Origin of the sequence: Klebsiella grimontii (genome assembly GCF_042137965.1) — a bacterium.
GTDB lineage: Bacteria > Pseudomonadota > Gammaproteobacteria > Enterobacterales > Enterobacteriaceae > Klebsiella > Klebsiella grimontii.
Genome location: NZ_CP169721.1, coordinates 3,463,930 through 3,480,652 on the forward strand (window position 1 = coordinate 3,463,930; position 16,723 = coordinate 3,480,652).

Consider the following 16,723-nt stretch of genomic DNA (forward strand, 5'->3'; position numbering starts at 1 on the left):
GCTTAATTTACATCCCCACATTTTACGCTACATTTTTCTCACCCAAATTTGCTCGCATTAACATTAAATGCCATCGACAGCCGGTATTTTGGCTGAAGCATAAAAAAATGCGATAATAGAACACGTTGCTTAATTGAACAGGTATGAGATGACCCATTTACCTAAATTTTCCGCAGCGTTGCTGCACCCGCGTTATTGGTTTCTTTGGTTCGGAATCGGTCTGCTCTGGTTAGTTGTACAGCTTCCTTATCCGGTGATTTACCGGCTCGGAACCGGTCTTGGCCACCTTGCAAGACGGCTGATGAAGCGGCGGGCAAAAATAGCTTATCGTAATCTGGAACTCTGTTTTCCTGATAAGAGCGAGCAAGAGCGTCACCGGATGGTGGTGGCAAACTTTGAATCCGTCGGCATGGGGTTGTTGGAAACCGGTATGGCCTGGTTCTGGCCAACAAAGCGTATTGCACGCTGGACTGACTCTATTGGCGTCGAGCATATCCGGGATGTACAGGCGCAAAAGCGCGGTATTTTACTGATTGGCATTCATTTCCTGACGCTGGAGATGGGCGCGCGCATGTTCGGTATCAATGAACCGGGCATTGGCGTCTATCGCCCAAACGATAACCCTGTTATCGACTGGCTGCAGACCTGGGGACGCCTGCGCTCCAACAAAGACATGATCGATCGTAAGGATCTCAAAGGCATGATCCGCGCGCTGAAAAAGGGCGAAGTGATCTGGTACGCGCCGGACCATGACTATGGCCCCTCCGCTAGCGTATTTGTGCCGTTTTTCGCCGTTGACCAGGCCGCGACAACTTCGGGCACCTGGATGCTGGCAAAGATGTCTAAAGCCTGCGTTGTGCCGTTCGTGCCCCGCCGTAAACCCGACGGTAAAGGCTATGAGCTGATTATCCTGCCGCCGGAGTGCGATCCGCCGCTGGACGATGCGGAGACGACCGCCGTCTGGATGAATAAAGTGGTCGAGAAGTGCATATTAATGGCGCCGGAACAGTATATGTGGATGCATCGCCGCTTTAAAACGCGCCCTGAAGGCGTTCCTTCTCGTTACTAGCGCTCTCTCCGCGCTCAGTCGCGCGGCGATCCCGCATTCGAATACGGATGCGGGGTCAATGCCCTTCCTTTAGCTTTAAAAGCTCCCCTGCATTGCGGCAATCATTTCTCAGGCGCATAATTAGCGTGCTCATATTTTCAATTATTTGACCTGCGCTGCAGGCCAGTGGAATCCTATGCCGTCTGCTGATACCCCCATTAACTGGAAACGCAATCTTACCGTCACCTGGCTCGGCTGTTTTTTAACCGGCGCCGCCTTTAGCCTGGTGATGCCGTTTCTCCCGCTTTACGTCGAACAACTCGGCGTAACCGGCCATAGCGCCCTCAATATGTGGTCAGGTCTGGTTTTCAGCGTCACTTTTTTATTTTCAGCCGTCGCCTCCCCCTTCTGGGGCGGCCTTGCCGATCGTAAAGGGCGTAAAATTATGCTATTGCGCTCGGCCCTTGGTATGGCAATCGTCATGCTGCTAATGGGCCTGGCGCAGAATATCTGGCAATTTCTGATCCTGCGCGCGCTGTTAGGCCTGCTCGGCGGATTTATTCCCAACGCCAATGCCCTGATAGCGACGCAAATCCCCCGCCATAAGAGCGGCTGGGCGCTGGGGACGCTGTCTACGGGGGCCGTCAGCGGCGCGCTGCTGGGGCCGCTGGCCGGCGGCTTCCTGGCCGATCACTGGGGATTGCGTACCGTCTTCTTTATGACCGCAAGCGTCCTGTTTATTTGTTTCTTATTTACCCTTTTTCTCATCCGCGAGAATTTTGTCGCGGTCAGTAAAAAAGAGATGCTCAGCGCGAAAGACGTTTTCTCGTCGCTTAAAAATCCGAAGCTGGTGCTGAGCCTGTTTGTCACTTCATTGATTATCCAGGTTGCGACCGGCTCGATTGCTCCAATTCTAACGCTATACGTGCGCGATCTGGCAGGCAACGTGAGTGATATTGCGTTCATCAGCGGCATGATCGCTTCAGTCCCTGGTATTGCCGCTCTGCTTAGCGCGCCTCGTCTCGGGAAACTCGGCGACCGCATCGGCCCGGAAAAAATCCTCATCGTCGCGCTGGTAATTTCCGTCTTGCTTCTGATACCGATGTCGTTCGTCCAGACGCCGCTGCAGCTGGGGATCCTGCGCTTCCTATTAGGCGCCGCCGACGGCGCGCTGCTGCCCGCCGTACAAACCCTGTTGGTGTATAACTCCACCAGCCAAATCTCGGGCAGAATCTTCAGCTATAACCAGTCGTTCCGCGATATCGGCAACGTTACGGGACCGCTTATCGGCGCGTCGGTTTCCGCCAATTACGGCTTCCGGGCGGTCTTTCTAGTCACCGCCGGTGTGGTCCTGTTCAACGCGGTCTACTCGACCTTGACCCTTGGCCGTTCTCGCCGCCCTCAAGCAACCGACAATACGGGTTCCGGCACGCATTCGGTAAATTAATGCCCCATCCTTGACGCATCGCCAACCGCCTTCTATAGATTGAATCGTATTCATTTCTATTCATCTTAGGAGGTTAGCCATGCCAAAGGATTCGATGTTCTATGCCACGCTTGAAGAAGCAATCGATGCCGCCCGCGAGGAGTTTCTGGCTAATAATCCCGATAGCGACGAAGAGAGCGCCAGCATCGAGCAATTAAATATTCAGAAGTATGTACTCCAGGACGGCGATATTGCCTGGCAGGCAGAATTTTTTGCCGACGAGGATGAACAGGGCGAATGCCTGCCTGTCCTCAGCGGTCAGGCAGCGCAAAGCGTCTTTGATGGCGATTATGATGAGATTGAGCTTCGCCAGGAGTGGCTGGAAGAAAATACGCTGCACGAATGGGATGAAGGCGAATTTCAGCTTGAACCCTCTCTTGATACCGAAGAGGGCCAGGCCGCAGCCGATGAATGGGATGAACGCTAATTAGTTATAAGGGCCATGACTGGCGTCAAGCGGCAGCAGTAGCGTATCAAACACCAGTGAAAAGGGTAGATCGAGAATGGTGATATAGCGCCATGAGGAATCGCGGACATCCCACTGAACGCCGGGATAGTACTGGTTTCCATGCCCCTGCCCAGGCACCGTGCGACTGATAATACTACCGCAGCCGCTGATAAGCAGCGTCATTGCGATAACCAGTAAAACTCTCATCAACAACCTCGATTCTCAGATAAAAAAATACCGGCGCCATTGCCGGTATTTTCCTTTACCTACGGCTTACTTCGTTTTTAACGCCAGCGGATTCAGCGTCAACTGCTGATAGGCGCCTACCCACGAAGAGTATTTCTCCGGCGCGGCCCACACGCGATAGTGTAACCGTGACATGGTGACCGGGTCGCTCAGCAATACCAGACGACGGTCGCGGTTGAGCTTATCCGGCGTCTCGTTCAGCGCCTGTTCAACGTGGCGCTCGCGTGCGATATCCAGAATATGCCCATGGCGGTGACGCGCGGTAGCCATCGCCGTTGCCAGCGCGTTAAACGACGGATTAAATACCGCATGCATAAAACCGTCTTCCAGAGAACGCTGACGGTTGAGCGTCAGGTAAGCATCGGTATCTTTAAGCACCTGCGGCGGCGAATACTCTTCCGGGATCAGGAACAGCTTCCAGCGCTTGGTGCGCAGGCCAATGGTCGCGCGGCTGGAAATGGCCGACACGAACGGAGACAGAATCAGCGAGACCACGATCGGCGCCAGCCAAAACAGGAAACGCAGATCCAGCCACGCCATGCCCACCGCCCAAACCAGCCCCAACAGCATCTGCGAGCCGTGACGCATGAACGCTTCGCCCCACGGCGTAGAGTCGTCATCACGCTGCGGCGAGTTCCACACCACTTCCCAGCCGAGGAACGCGCTGACCACAAATACGGTGTGGAACAGCATGCGTACCGGCGCCAGCAGCACCGAAAAGAGCACCTCCAGCAGCAGAGAAAGGGTCACACGGATAAAGCCGCCGTACTCTTTTGGCCCTTTACACCACACCAGAATAATACTCAGCAGCTTCGGCAGGAACAGCAGCACCATGGTTGAAGCGAACAGGGCGATAGCCAGCTCCGGGCGCCACTGCGGCCAGACCGGGAACAGCTGACGCGGCTGCAAAAAGTACTGCGGCTCGGTCAACGCATGCACCACCTGCAGGGCAGTTGAGAGCGCCAGGAACATGAACCACAGCGGCGCCGACAGGTATGACATCACGCCGGTCAGGAATACCGCGCGGTGAACCGGGTGCATCCCTTTGACCAGGAACAGGCGGAAGTTCATCAGGTTCCCCTGACACCAGCGACGATCGCGCTTCAGCTCGTCAAGCAGGTTCGGCGGCAGCTCTTCATAAGAACCAGGGAGATCGTAAGCAATCCACACCCCCCATCCGGCGCGGCGCATCAATGCCGCTTCCACGAAGTCATGCGACAGGATGGAACCTGCGAAGTTACCCTCACCCGGCAGCGGCGCGAGAGCACAGTGCTCAATAAACGGTTTGACCCGGATAATGGCGTTGTGTCCCCAGTAGTGCGACTCGCCCAGCTGCCAGAAATGCAGACCGGCGGTAAACAGCGGACCATAGACGCGGGTGGCAAACTGCTGACAGCGCGCATAAAGCGTATCCATGCCCGATGCGCGCGGCGATGACTGGATGATGCCGGCATTCGGGTTCGCTTCCATCAGGCGCACCAGGCCGCTCAGGCACTCACCGCTCATCACGGAGTCGGCATCCAGCACCACCATATAGCTATACTGGCTACCCCAACGACGGCAGAAGTCATCAATGTTGCCGCTTTTGCGCTTCACGCGGCGGCGGCGCCGGCGATAGAAGATCTGCCCTTCGCCCTGAACTTCGGCAATCAGCTCCATCCACGCTTTTTGCTCCGCCACGCAGATGTCCGGGTTGTAGCTATCGCTCAGGATATAGACATCAAAGTGCTCGGCGTTGCCGCTGGCCTTTACCGATTCCCAGGTCGCACGCAGACCCGCGAATACGCGGTCAACGTCTTCGTTGCAGATCGGCATAATCAGCGCCGTGCGATGCTCCGGATTCAAAGGCTCATCACCGACGGTCGAGGCTGAGATACTGTACTTGTCGCGCCCGATCAGCAGCTGCAGGAAGCCCATCAGCGCGGTCCAGAATCCCGCGGAAACCCAGCAAAAAAGTACGGCGAACAGAATCAGGATCCCCGACTGCAGCACATACGGCAGCAGTTGCATAAAGGATACCCATAGATTCTGCCCCACCATATCGGCAGGGTTAATCAGCGCCCAGCCCTGGTAGGGCAAAATGGTTTTCATGTACCAGGTCGCCACAACGGTCTGCGCCAGCGTCAGCAGCAGCAGAATATAGCGGCGGATAGAGCCGACGGTACGCCATTTTTGCTCACTCTCCTGCTCTTCTTTGCTCAGGCGAGAAAGATAGCGCGGAGTCACATCGCGTCCGCGCAGCCGATCCCAGAAACGACCGACAGGGTTGGTACGCCAGGGGTCAGGAAACATAGAGGAGCGTTTTGCTTTCGGCATGGCGTTCAGCTGAGTGCGCCCTTCGTCATCCTTAACCAGTTGGTTACCGGCCAGTGAATCAGGCCAGCTATGCTCCAGCCGCGATTTCACCGACCCCAGCGGGGCGTCGTCTTCGCGTTTAAAAACGTGATGTTCAGCGTCCAGTGCTTCATGTACGGCCTGCAGGCTTGCGTCAGGTAACGCGCTTTTTTCTGCATCCGACAGCGGCAATGCGTCGATGTACTTCGTTATCTTATTCATTGGCAGGCAGCTGATAGCTCCAGGTTTCGCTCAGCGTCTGGTCGGTGTTGACCAGCGCAGCGCGCATATCCGTGGTTTTCTTAGGATCTTTCACTTTGACGCGCAGGATCATACGCCAGCCCTTAGTTACCGGGTTGTAGCGCACGGTATTTTCGACGATTTCAGCGTTATCACCGATGCTTGCCTGCGCGGTTACCGGAGTATCTGCGGGCAGCTTTTTCATCTCAGCGCCGGTGAAATCAACAATAAAGGCAATGGTGCCATCAGGCTGGCGAATCAGGTTCGATTGTTTGACATCGCCGGTAGAGCGGCGGGTCTGCATCACGTAGGCGTTATCCGGCGCATGCAGCTTGTCTTCGTCACGGCTGAAAGTGATGGTGTATTTGAAGTTCATCTCTTTGCCGGGTTCCGGCAGCTGATCCGGCGTCCAGTAGGTCACGATGTTATCGTTGGTTTCATCGTTGGTCGGGATTTCAACCAGTTCGATTTTCCCTTTACCCCAATCCCCTTTCGGCGTAATCCACGCGCTTGGGCGCAGATCGTAGCGGTCGTCGAGATCTTCAAAACGCGAGAACTGGCGGCCGCGCTGCAGCAGGCCAAACCCCTGCGGGTTTTCCATTGCGTAGCTGCTGACGGCGAGGTGTTTCGGGTTATTCAGCGGACGCCAGATCCACTCGCCGTTACCGGCAAGGATCGAAAGCCCGTTGGAATCGTGCAGCGCTGGACGATAGTTGGTGGTCGGAGACGGCTGATGCGGCCCAAACAGGAACATACTGGTCAACGGAGCCACGCCCAGCTTACCGACTTTGTCACGCAGATAGACCTTAGACTGCACGTCCACCACGGTATCGCGGCCGGGCATGATCACAAAACGATAGGCGCCGGTTGCGCGCGGGGAATCAAGCAGCGCATAAATCGTCAGACGTTTATCGGTGGCTTTAGGACGCTCAATCCAGAATTCACGAAAACGCGGGAACTCTTCTCCGGACGGCAGTGCGGTATCAATCGCCAGCCCACGGGCAGAAAGCCCGTATACCTGACCCTGGCCGAGCACGCGGAAGTAGCTGGCTCCGAGCATGCTGACAATCTCATCGTTCTTATCTTTGCTATTGATCGGATACAGGACCTTGAAGCCCGCAAAGCCGAGGTCTTTAACCGTGTCTTTATCGTGCTGCACGTTGCCAAAATTAAAATAGTCCGGGTTGTATTTAATTTTACGTACGCTGGTTGCCGTCACTTCATTAATGGTGACCGGCGTATCGAAATACATCCCCTGGTGATAAAACTCGAGCTTGAACGGGCTTTTCAGATTATTCCAATAAGCTTTGTCGTGATTAAACTGAATTTGCTGATAGTCCGCATACTTCATGTCGCGGAAGGCAGAGGGCAGGTTACTTTTAGGCGCTTCAAAGCCTTTGCCGGCTAACGTTTGTGCCTCTTTTGCGACGTCATCAATGCTGAATGCCCATGCAGATGAAGTACACAGGGACAACATTACGGCTGCGCTTAACCAACGCATTTTCATCATCTGTGGTTTATGTTTCATATAAGTAAGCACTTCCCCCTTTGTGTGCTTAAATCGATCCGATCTATTTTAATGGAAACTCAGGCATTCCGACAACATAATCCCTGCATTGTTCGGTATTGCGGCACAGGGAATACACAGTTCACTGGCCCGATTGCACTTTGCGTGCTTATCCTGGAGACAGTTAACCAGAGTTCATGTAGGGTTGCAGAGAATTTAAACGTTATCACGTTGAGTGATAAGACGAATTGTCTGAGAATGTAGTGATATTGTATGAATAATACTCCGGTACAGCGTGAATATTTTTTCGATAGCATCCGCGCCTGGCTGATGCTATTGGGTATCCCTTTTCACATTTCGCTCATTTACTCCAGCCACAGCTGGCATGTGAACAGCGCCGAGCCCTCCTGGTGGCTGACGTTGTTTAACGACTTCATCCATGCCTTTCGCATGCAGGTCTTCTTTGTGATTTCCGGCTATTTTTCCTACATGCTTTTTCTGCGCTATCCGCTGAAGAAGTGGTGGAAAGTCCGCGTTGAGCGTGTCGGTATTCCCATGTTAACCGCGATCCCCCTCCTGACCCTACCGCAGTTTATTATGCTGCAGTACGTCAACGGTAAGGCGGATAACTGGCACACCCTTTCCGGCTATGACAAATTCAACACCCTCGCCTGGGAGCTGATTTCCCATCTGTGGTTTTTATTAGTGCTGGTGGTTCTGACGTCGCTGGGCGTAGTAATGTTTAAATGGCTGACGCGCCCGCGTTCTGCCGCTGCGCCAACCTTTGGTGACACCGTCACATTAGGCCAGCTGTCGATGATTTTTCTCGCGCTGGGCGTGCTGTATGCGGTTATTCGCCGCACCATTTTTATCCTCTACCCACCCATTCTGAGCAATGGCCTGTTCAACTTTATCGTGATGCAGACGCTGTTCTATCTGCCTTTCTTTATCCTCGGTGCCCAGACGTTTATTAACGCGCGGCTGAAAACGATGTTTACGACCCCATCGCCATGGTGCTTTGCGGCGGCTTTACTCGGATTTATCGCCTACCGGTTGAATCAGCAGTACGGCTCTGGCGACGGCTGGATGTATGAGACGGAGTATGTGATTACCATGGTGTTGGGGCTATGGATGGTCAACGTGGTCTTTTCGCTTGGCCACCGTTTGTTGAATTTCCAGTCAGCGCGGGTGACCTATTTCGTCAACGCATCGCTATTTATCTACCTGGTGCACCACCCGCTGACCCTGCTCTACGGAGCGTGGATAGCACCGGTCATTAAATCGAATACCCTTGGGTTTATAACCGGGCTGGTTTTTGTGGTCGGGATTGCTCTGGTGCTGTATGAAATCCATCTGCGGATACCGCTGTTGCGCTTTCTTTTCTCCGGAAAATTCCAGCAAAAGACGGCTAAGCCGCAAATATCCGCCAGTTAAAACAGCAAGCTGCTGTGTGGAACGCACATAGCAGCGCTATTTTTGTGTAAACAGCAGCTGAAAAACATCGCGGTACAGGTTTTCCATCGCCGCTTTATCTACCGTCGGAGTCGTCGCAAAGTCGCAACGATAGGCCGATCCTTCGGTTAATATCGCGATAAATTCGCAGGCGAGGCTAATTTTCTCTGCGGACATCTCAGGGTGATAGTGCCGGGTTAGTCGCCCGCCCTCCTCTTTCAGGCGGCGATCGGCCTGGTTCATAATTTCACGCAGGCGCGGATTTCGGGACGCCTCGGCGTTAATTTCCATCAGCAGATAATTATCGCTTTTTGTAGAGCCGGTCACTGGGATCGCGCCGGCTAATACGGACGCCATACGGGCTAAATCATGATTCCCGGCAACGATTTCGCCCACTCTGGCATTCACGATCTCACTGACGATGACTTCAACGATCTCTTCTTTGCTGGCGAAGATGCGATATAGCTGGCCTACGCTAAGACCAGCCTGACGCGCAATATCCGCTACGGAGGCGCCGTGCAGGCCCTTTTCCGCAAAACATTTCTGCGCCGCGGCAACGATTTCCATCCGCCGAAGCCGTTGTTTTTGTAGAACCTTCCCTTCAGCCACCGATAACTCTCCCGTTATGATAATTTCCAGCGTTCCCAGGAAACTATCATATCTTATTCTGATGCCCGAGTTGCGCGCGACTTGCCTCAAGTAATCGCGTATAGATGCCGGCGGTTTCGGCATCAAAGCAAACGAAACACACGCGTTCCAGCGGGTTATAGCGCGTGAGGAAGGCATTTACCGTCCGTACGGCTATCTCCGCAGCGGCCTCTTTAGGGTAGCCATAAACGCCGGTGCTGATAGCAGGAAATGCAATAGAACGATAATTGTTTGCCGAAGCCAGCAGCAGGCTATTTTTATAGGCGTCAGCCAGCAACTCCGCCTCTTGTCTGTCACCGCCGTGCCAGATGGGTCCAACGGCGTGAATAACCGCGCTGGCGGGCAAATTTCCTGCCGCCGTAATCACTGCATGACCGGGCGGACACTCACCCTGCTGTTGCCGCACCACTTTACAGGCAGCCAGCAGTTCTGGCCCTGCCGCGCGGTGAATCGCGCCGTCCACGCCGCCACCGCCAAGCAGCGACGGGTTTGCCGCATTGACGATAACCTCGACCGCAAGCGTTGTAATATCGCCGAGAACAACCTCAGGTTGAACAGCCATTTCTCCTCCTGTCGGCATACGTCTTCAAATGAATACATGAGGATAATATGGCACGATAGCCCCCGGGACGAAAGTCTGGGGGCAGAGGGTTACCGATACTCAACATCCAGAATAGCGAGGGTCCGTTGCGGGTTAATATATCTTAATTGCGCAGAACGGATATTTTCGTTGTGTATATTCCCTTTCTCAAGCTGTTGAGCAGAAATTTTAATCGCTTCCGCCCTCGGGCAATCCATAATAATCTGGTTATTTATAGTACTAAGCTGACAGGGCGCTTCCACCACCCGCCCGTAAAAATGAATGACGCCGGCCACGGTCTTTTCCGCGAGCACGGGGCTAACAAAACAGGGTAAAATAAACAGAGCGGCAAGTGGCGCATATTTGGTTTTTTTCATTATAAAACTCCTCTGCATATCGGTATAGCGACTGAAAAGCACCAGCCATCCATGAGTGCATCGGGTTATATTTTTTTACTTCAAGTTAATTATATTAACAATTTAAAAACAAAATACATCATCCGTTAGAATCTGATAACAAAATCGATTCACTGACTTTCGGTGCAGTTAAAACATTTGATATATAAGGAAAAATAGAATACAGGGGGGAGATTAACGACGGGGTAAACCTGGCGCCAAAAACGGCAAAAGAGCCCGCAGGGCCCTTTTGTGATGTCAACGGGGATACATTAAAAAACGATCAGCTGCTTTGGTTAGCAAGAGGTTTATTTTTCTCAGCCCGGGTCGCCAGCCACAGACCGCTATTTTTCATAGCGTAGCCAAATACCAGACCCAGCGCGAGTGAAGGCACAACCAAACGCCAGTCGCCGCTGCCGGCAAACGTCGCACACGCGCCAATAAAAGTTCCCGGCACAAAAGAGAGCATCAGCTGACGCGCCTGAATGCACATCAAAAACGCCACGATGCCGGTCATGATATAGCTGACAATTTCCAGCTGCGGCGCCAGCGCGCTGCCGTGAATAATCACCAGCGCCCACACAACGCCGCTCATGACCGTACAGGTTGAAATGAACAGCCCTTTTAACCCACCTTGCGGACAGGCAAAGTAAGCCGTACAGCCGAGGAACCCCGCCCAGCTCAGCAGACCCAATGCGACCGCCACCCATCCCCAGATACCGGAGAGAATGCCCGTCGTTAATGCGATTGCGAAGAGTATGTTCATGGCGCGTATCATAACAGAAACGCGCCCGTCAAATGCGACACAGAGCACACTAAATGAAATTAAAAATATTGCGTTGCATTTAAATTGTGATGTAAATCACAAATTATTGTTCATTTTCTTCCTGCAGTTCATCCCACATAGCGGAGACCGCTTCGCGAGTCAGCGGGGCCATCGTACGCCAGAACGGCGTGGTGGCATGCGCTTCAACTTTGCCCAGGAACTCACCGCACCACGGCAGGATATATTCCGCGAATAGGGTTTCCAGAACTTCGCTTTCCTCTTCCGCCGCGTGATCTTCCAGCCAGGAAGCGGCCAGCAGCAAGGAGCCGAAATGATCCGCCGCCCCCTCCCCCGTAGGTACGCCATGTGCGGTGAGGAAACCACGGACTTCAGCTTCCGTAGCGCCGTCAACCCATGCGCTACGGTAAGGCGCGACGCGGCACTCTTCACCGACAAACAGCACGTTGTATTCGGCGGCCAGCGACTGCATATCACAGCTTTTTTGCAGGCGCTCCAACAGTTCATCCTGCTCCAGCGGCCAGCTCGCCGCCAGCTTCCCTTCGCGGATAAGGGTAAAGAGCGGAACCAGCAGCGGGTCCTGCGGCTGACGATAATAGAGAGAGCCCAGCACGCGGCAGAGGATTGAAAACTCGTTCATTCATTTATTCCAGTTATTCACATTAAAGTTCAGCCAGCTCAGGAATCGCAGGCATGCCGCGCGATTCAAGAAAATTAAGCAGACGCCGGGGCGTTACGTTAAGAATTCGCTCTTCCGGAAAACCGACGGCATCAAGAATTTTTCGGCATTCGCTAAATTCACCGAGCGTAAATGCCGTATGGGAATCCGAGCCCAGCGCCACCCAGCCACCGGCATCGCGTACGGCCGCCGCAACGGCGCGGCAGTTATCTTCGCTGCCGATACGCGACGAGACAAAAGAGGAGTTATTGATTTCCAACGCCACATGGTGCTTCGCCGCGGCGGCGGCAATGGCCGGGATGTCAACGGGAAATTTAGGGTTACCCGGATGGCTAATGATATGCACCGCGCCGCTCGCTATCGTGGCGATCATCGCTTCTGTATGCGTCGCTTTGTCCTGCGGAGGGAATACCGGCTCGTGAAAACCGGCGATAATCAGGTCCAGCGAGTTGAGCATCGGGCCGGTACAGTCGATTTCGCCCTGGGTATTTTTGATATTGGCTTCGATACCGCGCAGAATGCCAACGCCATCCACCAGCCGCGGCCAGATACGCATATTAATAAAATGCCAGTAATGCGGCGCATCGGCCATATCGGGCCCGTGGTCGGTAATAGCAAAGAGTTTGATCCCCTTGCGCTTTGCTTGCGCAATATAGTCGTGCAGGGTGCTGTAAGCGTGGGTACTGGCGACGGTATGCATGTGCAGGTCAACAGGATACATCACAATCTCCTTCTCTGTTTGTGGCAAGAATAGCAGGAATCTGCGCCCATGATCAGCAAAACCCCGCTCAGGCGGGGCTATCGCTTAGTATCCCAGCTGGCGATTGACCTGCCCGCTGACCGTTTCGCCCCGTTCTAACTGAGCAATGGTTTTAGCGATATAAGCGATGGCTTCCAGAGGCCGGGTGACGGCAGCAATATGCGGCGTCATCGCCACTCGCGGGTGCCGCCAAAGCGGGCTCTCTTCCGGCAGCGGTTCGCGGCTGAACACATCCAGCATCGCCCCTTTTAACTTGCCGCTATCCAGCGCGACCAGCAGATCGTCTTCCACCACATGAACCCCGCGAGCGAGATTCAGCACATAGCTATTATCCGGCAGCTGCGCCAGGCGCGCGCTATTAATAATGCCAACGGTTTCCGCCGTGTTGGGTAGCAGGTTAATCAGCACTCGCGTACCGTTCAGGAAATCCCCCAGCTCGGCTTCCCCCGCAAAGCTCGTTACCTGAGGCCAGGATTTGCGGCTACGGCTCCAGACGCGTAGCGGAAACCCCCAGCTTTGCAGGCTTTCTGCCACTTTCGCGCCCAGTACTCCCGCCCCCATAATGCCGATGGTGAAGTCCTCGCGCTGATACTCCTCCAGCGGCTGCCACCGCGCCTCCTGTTTTAAGGCCTGATAGTCATCAAAACGACGGAACCAGTGCAGCACCTGGCTCACCGCATACTCTTGCATCTGCAGACCCATGCCGGTGTCTTCCAGACGGAACAGCGGCGTAGACAGCGGCAGCATTTCCGGGTTTTCCCGCAGTTTACTTAGAATTGAATCAACGCCGGCGCCAAGGGCAAAGACGGCTTTAAGTTCGCGGCCTTGCAGCATTTCAACCGGCGGATGCCAGACCAGCGCATAGTCCGCGGGTTGATTATCACCGGATTTCCATTCGCGGACTCGCGAGCCGGGGAGCTGTTTTTCCAGCTCCGCAATCCAGAAAGGGGTGTCGAACGTCGGGTGGTAAAAGATGATATCCATAAGGGCTCCTGACAGCTGACGCTATCGGCAGGTTAGGCTAGCGTCGCGTTTTACTCGTTGTTTTCTATTGCTTTGCCAGCATAGCAAATTTCGTCAGGCGAGCGTGTGAAAAAGGGAATGGCGACAAAAAAATCGATTCTCGCGCATTTAGAGAGCAAGTTGCTTGAAGTTTGGCTAAACGGGCGATTTTTTTAAAAAGTTGATTGACGGGAGATACGTATTTCCCTAAATTAGCGCCCGTTCCCGGCAGCAACGGGAAAAACAATATGGTGAGGTGTCCGAGTGGCTGAAGGAGCACGCCTGGAAAGTGTGTATACGGCAACGTATCGGGGGTTCGAATCCCCCCCTCACCGCCATATTTAAAGAAGAGCTCGTACGCAAGTACGGGCTTTTTTTTCGCCTGTTGCACTCCCCCCGGTAGCCCGGACAGGTGCGCAGCACCGCCTCCGGGAACCGTCGCCATCCCCCCCGGCTTCAGACTTTCTTCGATAGCGCAGCGCCGCCGGGATTGTGGCAAATGCTAATCCTCCTCCATCCGCTGATACTCTTCGCTGAGGAAATCAACCAGCGCCCTGACCGAGGGCAGCAGCCCGCGGCGCGAAGCAAACACCGCATGGATCACCTCCCTGCGCGGTTGCCACTCATCAAGGACAACCACCAGCTCTCCGGCGGCCAACTGATCGCGCACCATTAATAAAGGAAGCTGTACCACCCCAACGCCGACAATGGCCGCTTCACGGAGCGCCAGCATATCCGTGGTGACCAGCCGGGGAGTGAAGTAGATCTCCGCCCTTGCGCCCTCGGGACCGGTCAACTGCCACTTATGCTGATGTTTACCTGCGCCCAGGCTCAACCCCGGCCAATCGCTTAATTCTGACGGAACCCGGGGCTGCCCTTGCCGCTCAACCAACCCGGGGCTGGCGACCAGACGGTGCCCGCGATCGGCCAGGACACGCATCACCAGGTCGCTGTCTTCTATCGGTCTTGGGCGCACGCGAATCGCCACGTCGACGCCCTCGCCAACAACATCCACTCGACGATTAGTGGCTTCCAGCTGAAGATTGACGCCCGGATAGCGCACCATAAACCGTGCCAGCATCGGCCCGACATGCGCATGCAATAACGTTACCGGACAGGTCAGCTTCACGCTGCCGCGCGGCTCGGAGCGCAGGGTTTCCACCGCCTGTTCTGCCGCTTCCGCCTCGATCAGCATCGCTTTGCAGTGCTGATAAAATGTAAGCCCAACTTCCGTTACCGCAAACTGGCGGGTTGTACGTTGAATCAAACGTACGCCGAGGCGTTCTTCTAACTGGGCGATTCGACGGCTCAATTTTGATTTGGGTTGATCGAGCGCCCTTCCCGCCGCAGCAAATCCGCCGTGATCGACCACCTGTACAAACCAGGCTAAATCATTGAGATCCTGCATCCTTCCTCCATCGTTCCATTTTTAGAACAGTATAGGTCGTTTTTGCTATCTAGCGGACTATTAGTGGCGAATATATGCTTATTCACATCAGAAACAGACATTCAGGAGACTGCCATGAAACAAATCACTGGTATCTACACCGCACCTTCGCAGCACTGGGTCGGCGATGGTTTCCCGGTTCGCTCAATGTTCTCTTATCAGACGCACGGCGAACAGCTAAGCCCCTTCCTGCTGCTTGACTATGCAGGCCCGCATCACTTCCCGGCGGGAACGGAGAAACGCGGCGTCGGCGAACATCCGCATCGCGGATTTGAGACCGTTACCGTCGTCTACTCCGGCGAAGTTGAACACCGTGACTCTACCGGTAGAGGCGGCGTTATTGGGCCGGGTGATGTGCAGTGGATGACCGCGGGCGCCGGGATCCTGCACGAAGAGTTCCACTCGGCGGAGTTCACCCGTACCGGCGGCGAGCTGAAGATGATCCAGCTCTGGGTCAACCTTCCGGCTAAAGACAAAATGACGCATCCGGGATACCAGAGCATTACGGCAGATGTGATTCCTGACGTTGACCTGCCGAACAATGCCGGCCGCATGCGGGTGATTGCCGGGCGCTACGAGGATACGGTTGGCCCCGCGCACACCTTTTCTCCGCTGAACGTCTGGGACCTGCAGCTCAACCAGAGTCAGGAGATCACCCTGCACCAGCCCGCTGGCTGGAGTACGGCGCTGGTCGTCCTGGAAGGTGAGATTGTGGTGAACGGCGAGGGCAACGCCCGCGAGGGTCAGCTGGTTGTGCTCAGCCAGAAAGGAGAAGCGCTCCACCTCGCGGCCGGTACCAACGCAAAAGTACTGCTGATGGCCGGTGAACCGCTGCAGGAGCCGATCGTGGGCTACGGCCCGTTTGTGATGAATACCAAAGCACAAATCGCAGAAGCGGTTCGTGATTTTAATAGCGGCCGCTTCGGCCAAATCTGATATTGAATGAGGTGAAGAATATGTCTACCCCAGCTAACTTTAATGGTTCTCGTCCGGTTATTGATGTCAATGATGCCGCCATGCTGCTGATTGACCACCAGAGCGGTCTGTTCCAGACCGTGGGTGATATGCCGATGCCGGAGCTGCGGGCGCGCGCCGCCGCGCTGGCGAAGATGGCTTCATTAGCCGGGATCCCGGTAATCACCACGGCGTCAGTGCCGCAGGGACCGAACGGCCCGCTGATCCCTGAGATTCATGCGAACGCGCCCCATGCGCAATATATTGCGCGTAAAGGAGAGATTAACGCGTGGGATAACCCGGAATTTGTTGCCGCGGTAAAAGCGACCGGGCGTAAAACGCTGATTATCGCCGGTACGATTACCAGCGTCTGCATGGCGTTCCCGTCCATTGCCGCCGTTGCCGATGGCTATAAGGTTTTTGCCGTCATTGATGCTTCCGGTACCTATAGCAAGATGGCGCAGGAAATCACCCTCGCCCGCGTCGTCCAGGCTGGCGTCGTACCGATGGATACCGCGGCGGTCGCTTCCGAGCTGCAGCGCACCTGGAATCGACCGGATGCCGCGGAGTGGGCTGAGGTGTATACCAAGGTCTTCCCGGCATACCAGCTGCTGATCGAGAGCTATGCCAAAGCTCAGGACGTGGTCAAGAACAACGAACAGCTTGATTCACAGCGTTAAAATGCCTGCCCCGCCGCGCTACGGCGGGGCAGT

17 protein-coding genes and 1 tRNA gene are annotated in these 16,723 nt (G+C 54.8%); 7 read left to right on the forward strand and 11 right to left on the reverse strand.

Annotated features, from left to right (window positions below):
* Positions 1-148 precede the first annotated feature (148 nt).
* The 3 genes from ACE3MN_RS16385 to ACE3MN_RS16395 all read left to right on the forward strand — a co-directional run bounded on the left by ACE3MN_RS16385 (position 149) and on the right by ACE3MN_RS16395 (position 2,961).
* Positions 149-1,069 (forward strand): Kdo(2)-lipid IV(A) acyltransferase, encoded by a 921-nt coding sequence (locus tag ACE3MN_RS16385; protein ID WP_101868147.1) that lies wholly within the window; start codon positions 149-151, stop codon positions 1,067-1,069.
* A 175-nt stretch (positions 1,070-1,244) separates the two neighbouring features.
* A complete protein-coding gene (gene mdtG, locus ACE3MN_RS16390) occupies positions 1,245-2,495 on the forward strand; it encodes a multidrug efflux MFS transporter MdtG (protein WP_004137235.1) in 1,251 nt (416 codons plus the stop codon).
* Between the two features lie 79 nt (positions 2,496-2,574).
* Positions 2,575-2,961: a MysB family protein gene (locus ACE3MN_RS16395; RefSeq protein WP_004137236.1), complete on the forward strand. Its 387-nt coding sequence runs from the start codon at positions 2,575-2,577 to the stop codon at positions 2,959-2,961.
* On the opposite strand, the gene ACE3MN_RS16400 is transcribed toward ACE3MN_RS16395, so the two are convergent.
* The 3 genes from ACE3MN_RS16400 to mdoG form a co-directional block, all read right to left on the reverse strand.
* Positions 2,962-3,189, reverse strand: a complete 228-nt coding sequence (locus ACE3MN_RS16400; RefSeq protein WP_004131344.1) for a YceK/YidQ family lipoprotein — start codon at positions 3,187-3,189, stop codon at positions 2,962-2,964.
* Between the two features lie 66 nt (positions 3,190-3,255).
* Positions 3,256-5,784 carry a glucans biosynthesis glucosyltransferase MdoH gene (mdoH, locus tag ACE3MN_RS16405; protein WP_024359557.1) on the reverse strand — a complete coding sequence of 843 codons (2,529 nt, stop codon included), beginning with the start codon at positions 5,782-5,784 and terminating at the stop codon, positions 3,256-3,258.
* Positions 5,777-7,330: a glucans biosynthesis protein MdoG gene (gene mdoG, locus ACE3MN_RS16410; RefSeq protein WP_024359558.1), complete on the reverse strand. Its 1,554-nt coding sequence runs from the start codon at positions 7,328-7,330 to the stop codon at positions 5,777-5,779. Before mdoG ends, mdoH begins: the two co-directional genes overlap by 8 nt.
* A 252-nt stretch (positions 7,331-7,582) precedes the next feature.
* Here mdoG and mdoC point away from each other — a divergent pair, with 252 nt between their 5' ends.
* Complete coding sequence (gene mdoC, locus ACE3MN_RS16415) at positions 7,583-8,743, forward strand: glucans biosynthesis protein MdoC (protein WP_004137241.1); 1,161 nt, start codon at positions 7,583-7,585, stop codon at positions 8,741-8,743.
* Positions 8,744-8,779: 36 nt separating this feature from the next.
* Here the strand turns inward: mdoC and ACE3MN_RS16420 are convergent, their stop codons facing one another.
* From ACE3MN_RS16420 to ghrA, 7 genes are all read right to left on the reverse strand, one after another.
* On the reverse strand, positions 8,780-9,370 hold the full coding sequence (locus tag ACE3MN_RS16420; protein ID WP_024359559.1) for a TetR/AcrR family transcriptional regulator: 591 nt from the start codon (positions 9,368-9,370) through the stop codon (positions 8,780-8,782).
* 46 nt (positions 9,371-9,416) lie between these two features.
* Positions 9,417-9,971 (reverse strand): O-acetyl-ADP-ribose deacetylase, encoded by a 555-nt coding sequence (gene ymdB, locus ACE3MN_RS16425; protein ID WP_049085355.1) that lies wholly within the window; start codon positions 9,969-9,971, stop codon positions 9,417-9,419.
* Positions 9,972-10,060: 89 nt separating this feature from the next.
* Positions 10,061-10,366: a type 1 fimbrial protein gene (locus ACE3MN_RS16430; protein WP_102650281.1), complete on the reverse strand. Its 306-nt coding sequence runs from the start codon at positions 10,364-10,366 to the stop codon at positions 10,061-10,063.
* Between the two features lie 301 nt (positions 10,367-10,667).
* Positions 10,668-11,150 (reverse strand): DUF1097 domain-containing protein, encoded by a 483-nt coding sequence (locus ACE3MN_RS16435; RefSeq protein WP_004871242.1) that lies wholly within the window; start codon positions 11,148-11,150, stop codon positions 10,668-10,670.
* A 103-nt stretch (positions 11,151-11,253) separates the two neighbouring features.
* The gene (locus tag ACE3MN_RS16440) at positions 11,254-11,808 is read right to left on the reverse strand and encodes a molecular chaperone (RefSeq protein ID WP_004871244.1); all 555 of its coding nucleotides are present in this window, start codon (positions 11,806-11,808) and stop codon (positions 11,254-11,256) included.
* Between the two features lie 22 nt (positions 11,809-11,830).
* The gene (locus tag ACE3MN_RS16445; RefSeq protein ID WP_049085353.1) at positions 11,831-12,568 is read right to left on the reverse strand and encodes a phosphatase; all 738 of its coding nucleotides are present in this window, start codon (positions 12,566-12,568) and stop codon (positions 11,831-11,833) included.
* Between the two features lie 84 nt (positions 12,569-12,652).
* Entirely contained in the window at positions 12,653-13,591 is a 939-nt protein-coding gene (gene ghrA / locus ACE3MN_RS16450; RefSeq protein WP_049103227.1) for a glyoxylate/hydroxypyruvate reductase GhrA, read from the reverse strand.
* A 268-nt stretch (positions 13,592-13,859) separates the two neighbouring features.
* Here ghrA and ACE3MN_RS16455 point away from each other — a divergent pair.
* Positions 13,860-13,947: transfer RNA gene (locus ACE3MN_RS16455), tRNA-Ser, on the forward strand.
* A gap of 164 nt (positions 13,948-14,111) precedes the next feature.
* Here the strand turns inward: ACE3MN_RS16455 and ACE3MN_RS16460 are convergent.
* Positions 14,112-15,017, reverse strand: coding sequence for a LysR family transcriptional regulator (locus ACE3MN_RS16460; protein ID WP_049085912.1), 906 nt, complete (start codon positions 15,015-15,017; stop codon positions 14,112-14,114).
* A 114-nt stretch (positions 15,018-15,131) separates the two neighbouring features.
* Between ACE3MN_RS16460 and ACE3MN_RS16465 the strand changes: the two genes are divergently transcribed.
* Together ACE3MN_RS16465 and ACE3MN_RS16470 are read left to right on the forward strand one after the other, a co-directional pair.
* Positions 15,132-15,992 carry a pirin family protein gene (locus ACE3MN_RS16465; RefSeq protein ID WP_024359566.1) on the forward strand — a complete coding sequence of 287 codons (861 nt, stop codon included), beginning with the start codon at positions 15,132-15,134 and terminating at the stop codon, positions 15,990-15,992.
* 20 nt (positions 15,993-16,012) lie between these two features.
* Entirely contained in the window at positions 16,013-16,690 is a 678-nt protein-coding gene (locus ACE3MN_RS16470) for an isochorismatase family protein (RefSeq protein WP_049088323.1), read from the forward strand.
* Positions 16,691-16,723: the final 33 nt, after the last annotated feature.

Bases quoted from the DNA above. Each gene is read 5' to 3' on its own strand.
- ACE3MN_RS16385 (WP_101868147.1), top strand. From the start codon at position 149: ATGACCCATTTACCTAAATTTTCCGCAGCGTTGCTGCACCCGCGTTAT.
- mdtG (WP_004137235.1), top strand. From the start codon at position 1,245: ATGCCGTCTGCTGATACCCCCATTAACTGGAAACGCAATCTTACCGTC.
- ACE3MN_RS16395 (WP_004137236.1), top strand. From the start codon at position 2,575: ATGCCAAAGGATTCGATGTTCTATGCCACGCTTGAAGAAGCAATCGAT.
- ACE3MN_RS16400 (WP_004131344.1), bottom strand. From the start codon at position 3,189: ATGAGAGTTTTACTGGTTATCGCAATGACGCTGCTTATCAGCGGCTGC.
- mdoH (WP_024359557.1), bottom strand. From the start codon at position 5,784: ATGAATAAGATAACGAAGTACATCGACGCATTGCCGCTGTCGGATGCA.
- mdoG (WP_024359558.1), bottom strand. From the start codon at position 7,330: ATGAAACATAAACCACAGATGATGAAAATGCGTTGGTTAAGCGCAGCC.
- mdoC (WP_004137241.1), top strand. From the start codon at position 7,583: ATGAATAATACTCCGGTACAGCGTGAATATTTTTTCGATAGCATCCGC.
- ymdB (WP_049085355.1), bottom strand. From the start codon at position 9,971: ATGGCTGTTCAACCTGAGGTTGTTCTCGGCGATATTACAACGCTTGCG.
- ACE3MN_RS16430 (WP_102650281.1), bottom strand. From the start codon at position 10,366: ATGAAAAAAACCAAATATGCGCCACTTGCCGCTCTGTTTATTTTACCC.
- ACE3MN_RS16435 (WP_004871242.1), bottom strand. From the start codon at position 11,150: ATGAACATACTCTTCGCAATCGCATTAACGACGGGCATTCTCTCCGGT.
- ACE3MN_RS16440 (WP_004871244.1), bottom strand. From the start codon at position 11,808: ATGAACGAGTTTTCAATCCTCTGCCGCGTGCTGGGCTCTCTCTATTAT.
- ACE3MN_RS16445 (WP_049085353.1), bottom strand. From the start codon at position 12,568: ATGTATCCTGTTGACCTGCACATGCATACCGTCGCCAGTACCCACGCT.
- ghrA (WP_049103227.1), bottom strand. From the start codon at position 13,591: ATGGATATCATCTTTTACCACCCGACGTTCGACACCCCTTTCTGGATT.
- ACE3MN_RS16460 (WP_049085912.1), bottom strand. From the start codon at position 15,017: ATGCAGGATCTCAATGATTTAGCCTGGTTTGTACAGGTGGTCGATCAC.
- ACE3MN_RS16465 (WP_024359566.1), top strand. From the start codon at position 15,132: ATGAAACAAATCACTGGTATCTACACCGCACCTTCGCAGCACTGGGTC.
- ACE3MN_RS16470 (WP_049088323.1), top strand. From the start codon at position 16,013: ATGTCTACCCCAGCTAACTTTAATGGTTCTCGTCCGGTTATTGATGTC.